At 39.8% G+C, this 16,673-nt stretch carries 19 protein-coding genes and 2 tRNA genes; 6 read left to right on the top strand and 15 right to left on the bottom strand.

Going from position 1 to position 16,673, the window contains the following annotated elements:
* Window positions 1-2: 2 nt before the first annotated feature.
* The 3 genes from QXL17_00660 to QXL17_00650 form a co-directional block, all read right to left on the bottom strand.
* Window positions 3-395, bottom strand: a complete 393-nt coding sequence (locus QXL17_00660) for a hypothetical protein (protein ID MEM4257650.1) — start codon at window positions 393-395, stop codon at window positions 3-5.
* Between the two features lie 37 nt (window positions 396-432).
* Window positions 433-1,851: a proline--tRNA ligase gene (gene proS, locus QXL17_00655; GenBank protein ID MEM4257649.1), complete on the bottom strand. Its 1,419-nt coding sequence runs from the start codon at window positions 1,849-1,851 to the stop codon at window positions 433-435.
* Window positions 1,852-1,925: 74 nt separating this feature from the next.
* Window positions 1,926-2,075: a 50S ribosomal protein L40e gene (locus tag QXL17_00650; protein MEM4257648.1), complete on the bottom strand. Its 150-nt coding sequence runs from the start codon at window positions 2,073-2,075 to the stop codon at window positions 1,926-1,928.
* Between the two features lie 139 nt (window positions 2,076-2,214).
* Here QXL17_00650 and QXL17_00645 point away from each other — a divergent pair, with 139 nt between their 5' ends.
* From QXL17_00645 to QXL17_00635, 3 genes are all read left to right on the top strand, one after another.
* Entirely contained in the window at window positions 2,215-2,811 is a 597-nt protein-coding gene (locus QXL17_00645; protein MEM4257647.1) for a DUF2085 domain-containing protein, read from the top strand.
* A 133-nt stretch (window positions 2,812-2,944) separates the two neighbouring features.
* Window positions 2,945-3,364 (top strand): zinc ribbon domain-containing protein, encoded by a 420-nt coding sequence (locus QXL17_00640; protein MEM4257646.1) that lies wholly within the window; start codon window positions 2,945-2,947, stop codon window positions 3,362-3,364.
* Window positions 3,365-3,584: 220 nt separating this feature from the next.
* Entirely contained in the window at window positions 3,585-4,559 is a 975-nt protein-coding gene (locus tag QXL17_00635) for a zinc ribbon domain-containing protein (protein MEM4257645.1), read from the top strand.
* On the opposite strand, the gene QXL17_00630 is transcribed toward QXL17_00635, so the two are convergent.
* From QXL17_00630 to QXL17_00585, 10 genes are all read right to left on the bottom strand, one after another.
* Window positions 4,515-4,973: a hypothetical protein gene (locus tag QXL17_00630; GenBank protein MEM4257644.1), complete on the bottom strand. Its 459-nt coding sequence runs from the start codon at window positions 4,971-4,973 to the stop codon at window positions 4,515-4,517. The two genes, QXL17_00635 and QXL17_00630, sit on opposite strands and share 45 nt — an antisense overlap.
* A 33-nt stretch (window positions 4,974-5,006) precedes the next feature.
* A complete protein-coding gene (locus QXL17_00625) occupies window positions 5,007-5,696 on the bottom strand; it encodes a protease PrsW (protein MEM4257643.1) in 690 nt (229 codons plus the stop codon).
* 324 nt (window positions 5,697-6,020) lie between these two features.
* A tRNA-Ser gene (locus tag QXL17_00620) sits at window positions 6,021-6,104 on the bottom strand.
* A gap of 40 nt (window positions 6,105-6,144) precedes the next feature.
* Complete coding sequence (locus QXL17_00615) at window positions 6,145-7,146, bottom strand: RNA-guided pseudouridylation complex pseudouridine synthase subunit Cbf5 (GenBank protein ID MEM4257642.1); 1,002 nt, start codon at window positions 7,144-7,146, stop codon at window positions 6,145-6,147.
* Between the two features lie 41 nt (window positions 7,147-7,187).
* The gene (locus QXL17_00610; protein MEM4257641.1) at window positions 7,188-7,715 is read right to left on the bottom strand and encodes an AAA family ATPase; all 528 of its coding nucleotides are present in this window, start codon (window positions 7,713-7,715) and stop codon (window positions 7,188-7,190) included.
* Complete coding sequence (locus QXL17_00605) at window positions 7,712-8,395, bottom strand: EMC3/TMCO1 family protein (protein MEM4257640.1); 684 nt, start codon at window positions 8,393-8,395, stop codon at window positions 7,712-7,714. Before QXL17_00605 ends, QXL17_00610 begins: the two co-directional genes overlap by 4 nt.
* Window positions 8,392-8,940: an adenylate kinase gene (locus QXL17_00600; protein ID MEM4257639.1), complete on the bottom strand. Its 549-nt coding sequence runs from the start codon at window positions 8,938-8,940 to the stop codon at window positions 8,392-8,394. Before QXL17_00600 ends, QXL17_00605 begins: the two co-directional genes overlap by 4 nt.
* Window positions 8,941-8,976: 36 nt before the next feature.
* A complete protein-coding gene (gene secY, locus QXL17_00595; protein MEM4257638.1) occupies window positions 8,977-10,521 on the bottom strand; it encodes a preprotein translocase subunit SecY in 1,545 nt (514 codons plus the stop codon).
* A gap of 11 nt (window positions 10,522-10,532) precedes the next feature.
* Complete coding sequence (locus QXL17_00590) at window positions 10,533-10,928, bottom strand: uL15m family ribosomal protein (GenBank protein MEM4257637.1); 396 nt, start codon at window positions 10,926-10,928, stop codon at window positions 10,533-10,535.
* A gap of 185 nt (window positions 10,929-11,113) precedes the next feature.
* Window positions 11,114-11,740, bottom strand: a complete 627-nt coding sequence (locus QXL17_00585) for an METTL5 family protein (GenBank protein ID MEM4257636.1) — start codon at window positions 11,738-11,740, stop codon at window positions 11,114-11,116.
* A gap of 89 nt (window positions 11,741-11,829) precedes the next feature.
* Here QXL17_00585 and QXL17_00580 point away from each other — a divergent pair.
* The 3 genes from QXL17_00580 (at window position 11,830) to QXL17_00570 (ending at window position 12,951) form a co-directional block, all read left to right on the top strand.
* Window positions 11,830-11,901, top strand: a tRNA-Ala gene (locus tag QXL17_00580).
* Between the two features lie 105 nt (window positions 11,902-12,006).
* A complete protein-coding gene (locus QXL17_00575; protein ID MEM4257635.1) occupies window positions 12,007-12,195 on the top strand; it encodes a hypothetical protein in 189 nt (62 codons plus the stop codon).
* A gap of 114 nt (window positions 12,196-12,309) precedes the next feature.
* Window positions 12,310-12,951 carry an HAD family hydrolase gene (locus tag QXL17_00570; GenBank protein MEM4257634.1) on the top strand — a complete coding sequence of 214 codons (642 nt, stop codon included), beginning with the start codon at window positions 12,310-12,312 and terminating at the stop codon, window positions 12,949-12,951.
* Here QXL17_00570 and QXL17_00565 read toward each other — a convergent pair.
* Together QXL17_00565 and QXL17_00560 are read right to left on the bottom strand one after the other, a co-directional pair.
* Window positions 12,948-16,025: a CoB--CoM heterodisulfide reductase iron-sulfur subunit A family protein gene (locus QXL17_00565; protein ID MEM4257633.1), complete on the bottom strand. Its 3,078-nt coding sequence runs from the start codon at window positions 16,023-16,025 to the stop codon at window positions 12,948-12,950. The genes QXL17_00570 and QXL17_00565 overlap by 4 nt on opposite strands.
* Window positions 16,006-16,671, bottom strand: a complete 666-nt coding sequence (locus tag QXL17_00560) for a 4Fe-4S dicluster domain-containing protein (GenBank protein MEM4257632.1) — start codon at window positions 16,669-16,671, stop codon at window positions 16,006-16,008. Before QXL17_00560 ends, QXL17_00565 begins: the two co-directional genes overlap by 20 nt.
* Between the last annotated feature and the right edge of the window lie 2 nt (window positions 16,672-16,673).

Raw genomic sequence — 16,673 nt, 5'->3', positions numbered from 1 at the left:
AACTACTCAATCTGGAGTTCTTCTTCTTTTTCTGCAAGCATCCGTTGATATTTCTTTGGAAGCCGCTTAACTTTTGCTTTTAACTCAGCATGTCTTTTTAATAATTCTGATCGTTTATTTGTTTTTAACTCTTTGAGAACAAAATGACGTTTCGACAGAAAACTATACAGATAATACAGACCGATCCCAAACAGGAGAACGCCTCCTGCAAGCACATACCAATTCCACTCACCAACTGAACTTAGGAAATAAACTGGTGAACTGGTATTTGTTGCCAGATCTTTAAAAAAAATCCAGATGATACCAAACACCATGAAAATAATCCCAAGGATTACGAAAAAGATACTGAACGGTGCGACTAATTCTCGGAGAAAACTGCTTATCTTTCCACTCATACATCTTCACATCCAGATCATTTCTTTTGTTTCTTTTTTAATATGATCGAGCAAACCGCATCCAAGTCTGTGCAGGTTGTCCACACACGGGACATGACCCGTGACATTCTTGCTGATCAATCGGTTCCCCAATCGTAACACCCTCTAAAACATTTTCGATTTCCAATGCACACTCCTTAACACCACACCAAGGAAGTGCAACGATTCCTGTTTTTGTTTTTGCTTCTTCAACAGATACAACCTCATGCATATTATTTTTGAGCAACTGGAACGCCTGAGTATATAGATGTTCTGAAATTTTCTGCAGCGTATCCTGTACATTTTGTTCAACAGCATGCAAAGGGCTTGTACTTTTTTCAAGGGTATCTCGACGTACCAATAACACGGTGTTTTTCTCAAGATCTCGAGGGCCGATTTCGAGGCGTAGTGGCACACCTTTTAACTCCCAATCGTAATACTTATTTCCGGGAGTAATGTCTCGCAGATCAAGATGAACACGTACTCCCGCAGCCCGTAGTTTCTGTTCAAGGTTTTTTCCAACGTCAGTAACCTGCTTTTCTTTTCCCTTGAAAATAATTGGAATAATGACAACTTGTATCGGTGCAACCTCTGGGGGTAACACGAGCCCTTTGTTATCACCATGAATGCCCACAAGAGCACCGAGGAGCCGTTCACTCATACCATAGGTTGTCTGATGACAAAACTGGTGATCACCGTCAGTAGTCTCATATGAAATATTATAGGGTTTTGCAAAATTATTCCGATACTGGTGAATCGAACCAATCTGCAGAGTTCTTCCTGAAGGCATCAATACATCAATACTAATCGTATAATGGGCACCAGCAAATTTATCCCATTCAGGTCGTTTGCTGAAGATAAAAGGGAGACAAAGTTTTTGTAAGAAACGTTGAGCAATCTCTTTGTCTTCTTGAATCTGTGCTTCTGCATCGGTAAAATCAACATGACAGGTATGAGCTTCGAAGAAATGGATTTCTCGAACACGAATAAACGCCCGTGTTTGTTTTGTCTCATAGCGGAACGTGTTCACAATCTGAAAGATTTTTAACGGCAGATCAGCATGAGATCGAATCCAAAGAGAAAAAATCGGGTACATTGCCGTCTCAGAGGTTGGTCGTAGGAGCCATCGTTCCTCCAACTGGTTATGCCCAGCGTGTGTCACCCAAAAAACTTCTTTACCAAATCCTTCAATATGTTCTTCTTCTTTTTTAAACAACGACTCCGGGATCAACAAAGGAAAATATACTTCTTGATGATTCGTTCTGATCATCTCCTGACGGATCAACGTATCAACATATGACATAAGTTTCCATCCATACGGCCGCCAGACATTCATACCTTTAATCGGATATCGTTTGTCACAGAGATCTGCAAGTTCTACAATTTCGTTGTACCACTCGTTAAAATCCTCTGTTTTTTTTGTTTTCGTCTCAGGCATACCTCAGCCAACCAGTTTTTCATGAATGTACTGAAGAAAAGATATTTTTTTTTAACATGCCAGGTGAACAATTCTTATACTCCTCGACCTTCTTTTGCTTTTGGACGGAGTTCATCAGAGCGGCATCGTCTACATCGTTCGGCACGCATCGCATTGGATGCACCGCATTTCATACAAATTTTCTTTAAGAGTAATCTTTTTTCAGCTTCAGGAAATCGTGTCATTCAGGTTCACCTGTTTTTTTGTGTATCTTGGTATACCCAAACGCTATTTAAATATGATGCCAGGAGACTTCGGTTCTCTTCCCCTAAAGTAAAGAGCAAAACCTATAAAAAAGCATACCATTCAGACGCTGTAAAGCCAATGTCCATGAATCGAGACTACTCCGCGTACTTTGCGTTTTTTCAAAAAATTCACCGTCGGAAAACAGGCAAAATCATCATTTCAGTTTTTTTCTTTTTCTTTTTGATCTGGTTTCTGCTCCAAATCCTTGCACCAATTTTTCTTCCTTCAGGATCAGTTACTAACCTTACTGGTGTTGTCGGAAGTATTGATAATACAGACCACCTTGATCAAATGCCTTCTCCTTGGAGTACGATCTACACAATCGGAGATCAACTCTGTCATCAACACAAGGAACGTTCTTTTTTTATTAACGGCAATCAAATGCCATTCTGCAGTCGATGCACTGCGATCTGGCTTGGAATTGTTCTTGGCCTCGGAATAATGCTTTTTTATTGTTTCGAACTCACTGAACGATTCATTGTTCTAATCCTACTATGTTTGATTCCAATTGGCATTGATGGCTTTGGACAACTTTTCGGTTTCTGGGAAAGCATCAATCTTATTCGATTCATGACAGGTCTCTTAGCTGGTTTGATCTGTGGTGTTGCATTTGGTGTTATTTTTGATGAAATTCAGGGGTTGTTAACCCGGAAAAATAAAAAGGATTTGAAGTGATTTTTGTCCACAATAAAAAATAGTGTCTATACACCTTGTTTTCTAGCCGTGAAAAACCAAGGTATATAGACATAAAAAACACAAAGTAGTTAAAATGGAACTTGATTTCCTACCGTAAGGAAAGGAGATAGATATGAGAATATCAGAAAAATGTATTATGTTAGCAATAGGCCTACTTATGACTATCGCACTATCCAATATGGTAAGTGCAGCAGATGATTATGACTGGACCAACTATTATCAACAAAATGCTGATGCCGCGGCTTTTATGGGCCTTGGGCTTGTTATGTGCGCAGTCATTTGTATTATCTGGTTTGTCGTGTGGATTCTTGTTGCGATATGGGTCTACAAAGATGCAGAGAAACGTGGGAAAAGTGGAGTGATTTGGTTATTGATCGTCATTTTAACTGGAATAATTGGTTTGATTATCTGGTTGGTGGTTCGAGGTGAAAAATCACAAGGACCCGCACGAATGTGCCCCAGTTGCGGCCGGAGTATACCAGAAGATGCTCGAGTCTGCCCGTACTGTAACAAAAAATTTGACCAACCATAAATAAAAAAATACTATAAATCGACTGTGGAAAACAGAGTATTTCTCCTGTTTTTCCTTATCTTTTTTATTTTTTTCTTTTTGCGGCCTACACTTTTTTTTCGTAGATGTCTGCTCGATATATATGGTTTCTCTCTTAGAACAAAACGATTCTTGCGGACATGTTTATATCTTGTGTCACCATTAATGTTAATGAACATAGCGTCATGTTCAGGTGTAACTTATGAAAAGTAACACACAATCAGGTTTATTATTTTTAATGATATCAAGTAGCATATCACTTATACTAATTTTTCTTCTGTATAGCTTTTCGTATTCTATAGATCAAGACAATTTTTCCCAAGAATCATTTCGTTTTTTTACAGCACTCCTACCTCTATCGATGATTACTATCAGTGCTGGAATCCTTAGCCTCATCGGAGTTCTTTTTGTGTTCTCAGGTCGAAAAGAATTTGGTTCTGCTCATGAAAAATCAATAAAATACGCAATCATCCTCTTTGTAGTAACTGTTGTCGTTATGATTGTTATCACTGTTACAAACTCATTTCTAACGTTTTTTTATAGTGCACAGAATGTGTCCACTGCAAATTCTGGTTCCTCTGCGCAGCCGTTCCTGCATGAAAATTTTTTACTATGCTCTTTTGCAAGTGTTATCTCAGCAGCTTTAAGCGGCTTAATTTGGGTTTTTGGTCTCTATCAACTTGAAGATGATACTGGGAAAAAATTACTCCTAGCTGCATATGTTTCATCTGTTGCAACTGCATGTATCATTGCTTGGAATTCGACATCTGTCTTTCATGAATTATACAGTTCAGGTGTTCTACAAGAAATACAAAAAACTGGAGTATCATCTTTCTCGTCATTATCCTCATATTATCCTTGGATAGGTGCAACACGATTTATAAGTCTTATCGGGAATATAATCACCACTTTATTACTTCTCGGAGCGTTATACATTCCTTACAGACGAATTAAAACAGAAGAATTAGCTGTCCTTTTTCCTTCAGCAGGCGGTTTCCTGAATATCGCAAAAACATCAGGTTATTCAGATCGACATTGTCCAAATTGTGGTCGGAGTATACCTTTTGATGCATTGGTATGTCCATACTGTGGAAAAAAATTTGAGCAGTTCCCTAAAAATTATGGTACGTCGTCATATTTTTTCTTGTGGAGCAGTTCCCTGGAACTCCTTTCTTGAAAGAAGCAGTAGGATCAATGCAAGTATTGACAGCATCGTTGAGACAAAAGCAGGCGGTGTACCAACCGTAAAAATCCCACAGATACTTCCAAGTATCGCAATATACCATACTTTCTTTTTGAATGCAAGGATGCCACCAAGCAGTGTCACCACGCAGAGAATGTATTGAATGACGCTGCACATCATAACCGATGATTTCAACTGCTCAAATGTAATCTCTGGGTACATCTCTTTGATCTGAGTGATGTTAATCATTGATTCAAATGCGGTATCATCTAATGTAAACGGTATCGTCCATAAGAAAAAACCAAATACTGCAGCAAGAATCAGAAAAATACCTGCAAGAACCGGTTTAATATCTCTTTTTTGATAAAGAAGTTCTTGTTGAGTTGGAATTGTTAGTTGATCATTCATATCTATCACATGTTACAGCACATACATACGCTTTTACTTTATCAGTGTTTGGAGATTTCGCGATCTTTTTCTTCGTTGATATTCATCAAGTATCTTTGGCATCATTTTTTGTGTGACATACAAGAACAATACTGCTCCATAGCACACAAGTCCAATAGTACATCCACTGACAACAAGTATTGATTCAGGTCTGCTATATGCAATTGTAATACCTAAAAGGACATCAAACGCAAGTTCAACAAAAATAGCCATAAATAGATATTTCATTGTTTTTCCGAGATAAATACCATAGCCAAGGAATGCACCGGTGGCACCATGGAACAGGATAATTCCCAGTGTTCCAATCACAAGAACAGCTTGAACAGTCATGTCTGTTGTCACCAGGCGATCAACTGCAAGAATGATCATCGGTGTAAACGCAGAACCAAATCCAAGACCAAGTGAAAGACCATAAATTACGGTTACTCGCTGTTCCTGAAGTCGCCCGATATTTAAAATCATGGTTTTCAAAAGCTGATTAATAAAGGCAAGTAAAACAACATATACAATTGTAAGAATAGTAAATGATTGCATAATTGCAGCAATAACACCAAGAAAGATACCAACAACAAACGAAAGGAAAATATTCTTTTCTTTGTATAAACCCTGAAAACCTTTCAAACCTACAAATAGTAGAAGCAATGCAGGTATAATTCCAAGAAACAGACTTGCTTGAGGTATCATGACAAATCACATACGCAATATACGAGAACAGAAAGCTACTCCACCATAATAAAGTTTCTTAAAAGGATGACCGATGTACAAGAGAACAAATATCAGATGATCTGCGCAACATCACAAAATGTTTTTTTAAAAGTATGAAAAAGAAGTAAAAATTTTTACTTCTTTTTCTTTGTGGTTGTCTTTTTTGCAGCTTTTTTCTTTTTTGCGGGCATGTTGTTCATCTCCTCAAATTCTTTTTTCCAAATCAATGTACAGCATAAAAAATTTTTTAATTTTTTCAATTATTTTTTCTTTCTAAAACTTTTTTTTTGTAAAAGTTGGAAACGCCGAGGGGGAGATTTGAACTCCCGAGGGCAGGGCCCACGAGCTTTCCAGACTCGCGCCGTAGCCGGACTGAGCCACCTCGGCATCCACATTTCTAATTTTTCCGAACATATCTTCTTAGTTTTTATTGTTTTTTCCAAATTGACGGATATGTTCCTTTATTCATCAGCACCCGTTCTGGATGTGCACAAACACCGGAATCTTTCTGCATGATCTCTTCAGTAGATAACACCATTTTCACTAATGCAACACCTTCACCTTTCAGCGTTAGAACTGCAGCAATATCATCTCTTTTTATCCCTGAATCAAGCTCAACAACACCAGGAATTGCTAGACGTGCTCCATGGCAGAGTGCATCAACTGCTGAATCTCGAATAATGATTTTTGGTACGAGATCAAGAAGTCGTTCCATTGGTTGAATTGTAGTTCGGATATCGGTTTCGTCGCCATGTTCTTTCCACGCGACGTAGGCATCTTTGACATCATGCAAGGTTACTGATTCATGTTCAGTGATTGTTCCAACACGAGTTCGCCGCAGCTCGACCATATGGGCACCGCAACCAAGTTTTTTTCCAATATCAACACACAACGTACGAATATACGTTCCAGCTTCACAGCCAACTTTAAACAAAACATCAGTACCTCGAACTTCTAATACGTCAAGATAATAAATTTTTCTTTTACGTTTGACTCGTTTCACTGCGGAACGGACCGGCGGGAGTTGTTCAACATCACCAATAAAACTCTCACAAGTTTCAATAAGTTTTTTTTTCTCAACTGATTTATGTAGTTTCATCAAAGCAATATATTCTTTTCCTGCAACGAGCAATACTTGTAAAGCTCGAGTCCCACTGCCAAGTGCTACAGGCAAAACCCCAGTGACGCCAGGATCAAGAGTTCCACCATGTCCGACTTTATCGATGTCAAGGATCTCTTTAATCCATGCATCAACCTGATGTGATGTCGGACCACGTGGTTTATCAAGATTAATAAAACCGTTACTAAGAAGTTCCTGGATAGTTCGATTGTGTGGTGCTTTTCCATAATGTGGATTTGTTGATACTTGAGCACGAATTAGCCGTTTCCGCTTCGCGTCGCTTGGGAGAAGATGGATTTTCTCAGACATAGCTGCAGTCCAGGCAAATACACATCAAGTATAAAAAATCTTTACCGATGTAATTTTTGAACGATACACTCAACGATTTCTTCAGGTGTTCTATCAGCAGTATCAACAATCAAATCGTAAATTGAGGTATCCGTAATATCAATGTTGTAATATTTTTTATACCGTGTTGCTTCGCTTTTTTCACGAGTTTCTATTTCCTTTTTCCGCTGCAGGAGTGTTCCGTGTTCTCGTTTAACGATTCTGTTTGCTCGTGTTTCAAGATCAGCTGTTAAAAAAATTTTCAACGCAGGGATGTTATGTCGATGAGCAAGCCATGCGGTGAGGCGACCTTCAACAATCACATCTCCTTTTTTGAGAATAGCAAGTTGCTGTTGATCAAGTTGTTCATCGATCTCTCGATGCTGCTCACAGTATCTGCCAAATTCTTCAAGACTCATATGGTGTTGCTGTGCAAGCTGGCGAAAAAGATCACCAACATAGACATATTTGAGTCCTGTTTTCTTTTCGAGCAACTTAGCAACCGTTGTTTTTCCAGTTCCAGGTTTTCCGCTAATTGTAATCGTCGTCATGGTTGTTTAACGTGTGACTTCGGAAATAATGTTTTTTTCAGTTGCTGCCATCGTTCCGACCAGCTAATCCATTTGAATGTTTGCCGGAACAATTGACCAACCAGAAATGAAAAAACAAGATACAGTAAAAACCAATTCGTAATATAGAGGGGAGAGCGGTTGAACAATGAAACGTCTGACGCCCAAGGAACTGTTACTGAATAATACTGTAGCGTTCCTAAAAAATAGGTTAGCCAAATAAACAACGGTGCAATAAAAATAACTAAGAAGATCATGGGTTTCATCATCCCACTGCTGGAATCCATCGTCATTTTCATAATCTGCGGTTGCATCTTCATCAGTTTCTGCATACGGTTGGTGTTTCCTTCTCGTCGTGCTTTCGAGAGTTCCTTTTGGAATGCTTTGTTGATTTCCTGTGATTTTCCCATTGCTTTCCAGTTCGTAAACAAATGAGTGAAAAACGATGAAAGAAAAACGACGATGATTCCTGACAGTATAATTGTCAACAACGGATACTGGCCATGAAAACCAATGAGTGGATAAAAAACAGTGTGTAACGCTTGTGCAACCCATGTTCGAATTCCAACGTCTGCAAAGATGAACATCATAGCAAATAACACGAGAAGCATGAGGAGCATCTGATTCCCATAACTTAATCCAGTATTATCGAGTTTTTTCATCGTATCACCGGTTCAGCTTCTTTTACGGCTGCATCAAGAGCATTATCATGATTGAAAACAATTTTCACGGTTGCGCCAGTCAAAGCTGCATATGCCATGGCAGCGGCACGATTCATCATCTGATGTTCAGCGATTTTTTCCACAGAATCCGGGTCTCGATTTCTCGTTGTATCTTTTGCCCGTCGGTTGAAAATCTCTTGAGGATCTGCCTCAACAATAACAATTGATGTTGGTTTGAGTTTCTTTAACACCCATTCAGGAAGACCAGGCATGTATCCCTTTGGTGTTTTAATCGTGCAGTGGGTATCGACAATCACATTTTTCATTTTGCCAACTTTCTCAGCAGTAAGAATCTGTAATTTTTTCTGCTGTTCAAGAGAAAGCTTACGCATCTCGTCGCGATCTTTTACCAATTTTTTTTCAAGAGCGATATCGGCCATCACTGTGCCAAACGTCACAAATTCGATGTTGAGTCCCTCAGCAGCATATTTCATAACCGTGGTTTTTCCAACGCCGGGAATACCAGTTACTACAACGACACCCATGTCTTCCTCACACTCCACTCATCTTGATGATAATTGTTATTCGTTTCCAAAGAACCCTCGGAGGATCGGATGCATTTCCATTGCTTGTTCACGAGCGATCTGTTCATACATCTGAATCATAATACCAACTGTGAGCAGCACACCGGTACCACTCGCATTTCCAAGAGTTCCTACTGCATCTGCAAGTGCTGCAAGTGCACCAACAGACGCACCACCAATCACGGTCACAACAGGAATATACCGCTCAAGAACTTTTCCAAGAACTCGAGGATCTCTCCGGAAACCAGGGATAACCATCCCTGAGTTTTGAATCTGTTTTGCGACAGCCTGCGGCCCCATATCGGTTGTTTCAATCCAAAACTTCGCAAATAAGATTGAACCAAAGATCATCACCGACATGTAGATAATTACTTTCAAGGCATACTGCCAGGCAGCATGACCACCGTAACCACCTGCAAAAATCGGCATAAACCAACTATTGATACCATTGAGTCCTGAGAGATACCAGGCACCACCAGCAATTGGCATCGTCGAACCTGCTGAGGTATCGTAGGTGCCAATCCACCATTGATGGCCGAGCAGCGGGAGATTTTTTAACGTGGGATGCGTGTAAAACAGCAAAGCAAACATATTGATATTCGCAAGCAATGCAGACATGAGAATAACTGGAATATTTGAGGCATACATGAGTCGTATTGGGTATCTTCCTCGTGCACCACGTACTTTTGCATGAGCAAGGGGAAGCTCAATTCGTGATGATTCAACGAACACAACAACAAAGAAAATCACAATAGTTCCAATCAGAGGTATAATTGCGTTTTGAAATCCACCATGACCAATGAAGATATATTGAAATCCACCATCGACGAGTTCTCCAAGGCTCATCTGAGACATCATATAGTAGACACCAGGGATCGTCCCAGCAGGTGGATTACTAAAGCTTATTGGATGTTTTGCGTCACCTGGTAACCAGTTAAACAAACCAGTGAAGAGTGATTGTGAAACACCTGCTGCAATAAATAAGGATATACCAGAGCCAATACCCCATTTTGAGATCAACTCATCCATGAAAAAAACAAGGATCGCACCCATAAACAACTGGGAGATAATAATGAGATTCGCACCCATGCCTCCAACCATGCTGACGAGCTGCGTACTTGGTTCAAGATAACCGTAAATCTGAGGGATCGCCTCAACAAGAATCATCACGATAACCAGAATTTTTTGGGTTCCCTGGTAGATTGCTTTATCCTCTTTTTTGGTTAAATCCAATTTGATGATTTTTGCACCGACAAAAAGCTGAAGAATGATTGACGCAGTGACAATCGGTCCGATACCGAGATGCATCAAAGACCCGGAGGCACCTGCCATGATTGCTCGAAAACTTGCAAACAAATCAAGAACCTGTCCTTGTATCCCATAAATCATGATGTTGGTTAAAACAAAGTAAATGATGAGACAGAGAACTGTCCAAAGGAGTTTTGTCCGAAAATTAACGTGGATTTCTGGCTTTGCAACCGCAGGCCATCGTTCAATTAACGGTTTTAGTACATACAGACGACTTTTTTTCTCTTCAGCCATACTCGATACCCTTATTCTAGTATCTTTACTTCTCCACCTTGAGCAACAATTTTATCGATTGCTTTTTGTGAGGCAGCTTTCACTTTCACAATAACACTTTTTTTAATTGTCCCACTCCCAAGGAGTTTGTCGTATCCTTCAGATGAGAGATCAATTTCTTTCTTCGATGGGAATCGTTCTTGCAACTGACCAACGTTTATAACCTTGATGGTAGCATGGGTTGCTGCATGTCTAGTAAATCCATGGACGCCGAAATGATCGGGCATATATTTCATCATATACATATAGCGATGTTTATGAAGCCCAGCGTTTCCTCGGCCACCGCGAAGACCAGCACCGCGGCCACCCTTTTTTCCTTTACCGTGGGTATGTGAACCTCTGAATTTCTTTGTTTTTGTACGCGCCATACTACTCACAAGTCCCTTATGTTTTATTCAAATAGATTGAAGCCCAGATAAAGTAAGATATTATTATACTTTCGGATAGATATCTCATTGTTTTTTATAAACCTTCATCTTGCGTATCTACCTCGTTTTGGTAAACCTACCAGGCAAATCTATTGTTTCTCGAGAAACAAATAGATAACCTGTTTTTAAAATTGTCTTTTTTTCTGATCTTTTTTCTCACTTCTGATGAGAGAGACGTCATACTGCATCACTGTTTTTTCATGAAATGCAAATTGAGCAGGTATTGGAAATCGATAGGTTTTTTCAAAGGTGATTGTTGCCGGTAATGCTGCAATCATTTTTCTAATGAATGGTAGTGTTTTTGTAAGATGAAGCGAATAAATCACCTGTCCAATTTCATATGCTTTTTCAAGAAACCTCCGATCAGCTTGTTGATTGCTTTTCTGAGCACCGAACGGCGGGTTCATTATCACCGTATCACAGACGGTTGATACTTGTGTCACGTCACAGACCTGATAGGTTATTGTATATTTTTTTTCAGCGGTATATTGTTGTGCAAGTCGTATCAGATTTTTATCAATATCAAATCCGTACACCTGCGATGCACCAGCAAGAAATGCACCAACTGCAAAGATACCGGTGCCGCATCCAAGATCAACCACGATTTTATCTTCAATGTCTCCGTGGTGATATGCAAGAAAGATGATATCTGCTGCTATTGTTGCTGGCGTTACATATTGTTCCAGTTCTGGTTTTGGATTCTTTGGCAGGGGTACTTGTTGTAAGATCATCTCAAGATGTTTCTTTTTCATGAGGTATCGGCACAAAACCTTTTGTAGTTCTAATAATTTCCCCCACAACATTTATTTGCCTTTGTTTATTCTGGAGTTAACCAAAAACTGGGCTTGTAGATCAGCGGAAGATCGCTCCCTTGGCATGGGAGAGGCCTCGGGTTCAAATCCCGACAAGTCCACTTTCAACATTTTTTACCTTCCCTAGCTACACCCAGGAAATGTATTTAAACATCAGAAGTGATACTAATTTGATTGGATGTGCAAAGTTCCTGAGGAGATAATTTATGAATAAAACGTTGATTGCTCTTGGCGTTGGTATCTGGGGAATTATGCTTATTTTGAAAATTTTTCTTCCCGGTCAACTGAGTGGGATGAATCTCAACTGTGATCAAATCAGTTCAACCCTGTTTCCGTTAACGATTATTGAAATCGTTGCTTTCATCATCACGATCTATGGTATTATTAAAAATTAACACGATTCACCTTGTGGCCTATCCTGTTTTTCCTTGTACGATTACCTAAGGAACATCTGGTCTTCAGATATATCCAATACCTTTTAATATCACTCAGTTTTTTCCTACTCTCCTATGAAACCAACAATATCCTTTGACCTTGATGGAACTCTTGTTGATCGAAGCTATCCTGATGCAGTTTGGCTTCAAGGATTACCACGAATATATGCAAAAGAGAAGAACATTCCATTTCACACTGCGCAAACATTCCTTATTAAAGAATATGATGCTGTTGGTGATACCAATCCAGAGTGGTATGATATTCACTACTGGTTCAGTCGTTTCAACTTAACAACCTCATGGCAGGATCTTCTCGACGAGTATCGACATACCATCCAGGTTTTTCCCGAGGTACCAGATATCCTTCGTCGCCTTTCAAAGGACTACAATCTGATACTTCTTTCGAATGCAAAAAGAGAATTCATAGACATCGAACTTGAACAATCAAAACTTGGACAATATTTTACCTACGTTTTCTCGTCAACCTCTGATTTTCATCAGGTAAAAAAAGTTCCATTATTTTATGAGAAAATCTGCGAGGAAATCAAAGTGAAACCTGATGAATTAATTCATGTTGGTGATCATGAAGAATTTGATTACAAGGTTCCTTCGCAGCTGGGAATCAAATCGTTTTTTCTTGATCGGACCAGAACAGCAACGGGCAATCATGTTGTTTATGATCTCACAGAGTTTGAATCAAAAATAACCTGTTTTTAAACTGCTTCATCAACCATTGGGATGATTTGCCGATCTCTAAAACCACATTGCTCAATAGCACCTGCAGGACAAGAAGCAACGCATGTGCCACAACCCTGACATAAACCTTCGTTAACCTTTGCGTAGACTATTTTTTTTCCTTTTTGTTCTTCTTGAGCTGAATCTATTGCATGATACGGACACGTGATAATACAGGTTTTACATCCACTACATAACTCTTTGTTGACCACAGCGACATTTGGTTCTGATTCTAACAAGGAGGATGACAAAAGTGTTCCGGCACGAGCAGCAGCAGCTTGTCCTTGATAGATCGATTCAGCGATAAATTTTGGTGTATGACAGCAGCCTGCAAGAAACACGCCACGGGTTGAAAAATCAACCGGCCGTAGTTTTACATGTGCCTCTAGGAAAAAACCATCACTGGTTATCGGGACTTTTAAAAGTTTTGCAAGCCTCTCTGTGTCTTCATAAGGTTTCATACCACTCGCTAGAATCACATGATGCGCTGGGATCTCAACAGTTTCTTGAAGCATCGGTTCATAGATATTCACACTGAGTTCTTTTTTTATTTCCAGTTTTGGTTTTTTACAGGGATCATATTGCATAAACATGATACCTTGTTCCCGAGCTTGTTTGTAGAAAATTTCTTTGAAACCATACGTCATAAGATCTCGATACAATATGAACACTTCTGCTTTTGGGTTGAGTTCTTTTATTTTTAATGCATTTTTTACTGCTTGCATACAGCAAATCCTGCTACAGTATGATCGTTTCTCGTCTCGTGATTCAACACATTGAATCATCACAAAGGTTTCACCATCAACAATATCATCTTTGGTCATTGTGGCGAGTTGTTTTTCCAGATGTGTCTGGGTTAGTATACGGTTGTCTTTCCCATAATTATACGTTGTTGGGATATATTCTTGAACACCGGTGGCAACAACAATGACACCATGGGTGTATCGTTCAAGTCCTGCTGGTGTTTGAATCTCTGATTCATAATTACCCACGTATCCTTTCACGTTTTTCACCTGGGCATTAAGATATGTTTTGATTCGCGGATGATTCCTGATCTTCTCAGTAGTGCTTTGAAGCAGCTTTTGAATATCAACACCATCAACGGTGGAGAACACGTCATGGAGATGACCGCCAAGACGATTTTCTTTTTCCACTAGAACTGTTTCAAACCCTTGATCCGCTAGTGAGAGCGCAGCAGTCATACCTGCGATACCACCACCAATGATCAGAGCGGTTTGAATCACGGGTATTTGAACAGTTCGTATCGGTTGCAGGAGCCGTGTTTTTGCAACATTCATTGCAATCAGTTTTTCTGCTTTTTCTGTTGCTTTTTTTGGTGTGTCCATATGCACCCAGGAACACTGCTCACGAATATTGGTCATCTCCAATAGAAACGGGTTTAACCCAGCCTGTCGAAGACTTTTCTGAAACAATGGTTCATGAGTACGCGGTGTACACGCGGCAACAAGGATACGATTCAGGTTATGTTTTTTGATAGCATCAACGATTTTTTTCTGAGTATCCTCAGAACATGAATACAGATTCGCTTCAACATGAACAACATCCGGTAGTTTCTTGGTATATGAAACCAGCTGTTCAATATTAAGAACGCCTCCGATGTTGATCCCGCAATGACAGATAAAAACACCGACACGTGGTTCCTGATCAGAAACGTCACGTTCTTTTGGATAGGTTTTTTCTTGAACTAAGGTTCCACGCACATCTGCAAGAAGCATTGCTGCTTTTGCAGCAGCAGCTGACGCCTGAGTTACGCTCTCAGGGATTGCTTGAGGCTCTAGAATTGATCCAGCAACAAAAACACCAGGAATGTTTGTTGTAACTGGGTCATCAGCATTGGACTTGAGAAAACCAAACTCATTTAGTGGCACGCCAAGCTTTTCTAAAAGTTCATGACGGCGCGGCTCAGAACTACAGAGTCCAACTGAGAGAACCACCATGTCAAAAACATCGTTTTTCAATTCTCCACAATCATCCTCATAGCGGATAACCAGATTCTTTGTTTTTGGATCCTCAATAATTTCAGAAATCCGTGATCGTACATACCGAATGTTGTGTTCTTGTTTTGCACGATCAATATACCGATCAAAATCTTTACCATACGATCTGATATCAATGTAAAACACGGTTGGTTCTATGTGTTTGCTGTGTTCTTTGGCAATTACTGCTTCTTTCGCCGTATACATGCAACACATCGCAGAACAATACGGATTTCCCACGCTTGCATCACGAGACCCAACACAATGAATCCAAGCAATTTTTTTTGGTTCTTTTTGATCACTTGGTCGAAGGATTTTTCCTTGAAACGGACCTGATGCTGAAAGAATACGTTCAAACTCAATACTTGTCAGCACATTTTTGTATTTTGTATACCCAAACTCTGGTTTAACCACCGGGTTAAAAGGTGTTGATCCAGCAGCAATAATCACAGCACCAACAGATACTTCAAGTGTTTCAGGTTTTTCTTTATGGTTAATGGCACCTGATGTGCACACCTCAACACATTTCATGCATTCAACACATTTTCGTTTTTTTCCATCACCGATTTTATCAATCACATAGGCATTAGGAATCGCCTGAGGGTAACATTTATAGATAGCTTTTCGATCAACTAACCCAAACTCATATTCATTAGGTAACTTTATTGGGCAGACATCGGCACAGGAACCACACGAGGTGCATTTTTCAAGATCAACAAACCTTGGTTTTTTCGTTGCTGTTATTGTAAAATTACCTGGTTTACCATGGATTGCTTCAACATCGGTGTTCGTATACATCTGGATATTTGGATGACGAGCACAGTCGACGAGTTTTGGTGAAAGAATACACATTGAACAATCGTTGGTTGGAAAGGTTTTATCAAGTTGTGCCATGACACCGCCAATCGCCGGTGTTTTTTCAAAAAGAAAGATTTTAAACCCCATGTCTGCTAGATCAAGTGCTGCTTGAACACCAGTAATCCCACCACCGATTACTGCAACAGCTCCGATTTTTTCTGTTTTCTTGGTCATAGGTTGTCTACTCGTTTTTTCGTTCATATCCTTCTCGAACTGCGATGTTTTTTAATGCATTCATCAGTTTTGGAATCTCAACACCCTGTGGGCATTGCGTCAAACATCGATGATGCATAGAACAGATTTCAACAAACTTATTGCTATAGACATGATCCTTCATACCTAGCAGTGTTTGTTTGATCACTTTTCTGGATGAATATAACGGATCGAGTTCTCGTTCTGGACAGCCAGCAGTACATGTTCCACAGGAGAAACATTCGTACAAATCTTTTCCTGATGCATCCTTGGCTATGGTGTATTTGAAGCTTAGGTCAAGTTGTTTTTTTGTTTGTTTCTCAGTAATATCTTCAATATATTCTTCGTCAAGTCTTGTGTTGCGTACGGCATTCATGACTTCTTTGACATTGACTTTTTGCGGGCATTTTTCAAGACAGCGATAATGTGCACTGCAAATCCAAGGAAACTCGCTACTCAGGACTTCTTCTTTCAAACCATACAATGCTTTCCGAATGATCAATCGTGGGTTCCATGAGGTTTTCACCTGCATCTCAGGGCATCGTGCAGTACATGATCCACACGCAAAACATTTCAGAATGCCTTCGCCACCCGGTTCTTGGGCTATCTGGAATTTGAAGTTCGGATCAAGTTTTTGAGAATCAATACCTTCCATGG

This window comes from Candidatus Thermoplasmatota archaeon, assembly GCA_038884455.1.
Lineage (GTDB): Archaea > Thermoplasmatota > E2 > DHVEG-1 > DHVEG-1 > JAWABU01.
The sequence above is the reverse complement of the archived record's forward strand: the minus strand, read 5'-3'. Positions and strand labels throughout refer to the sequence as shown.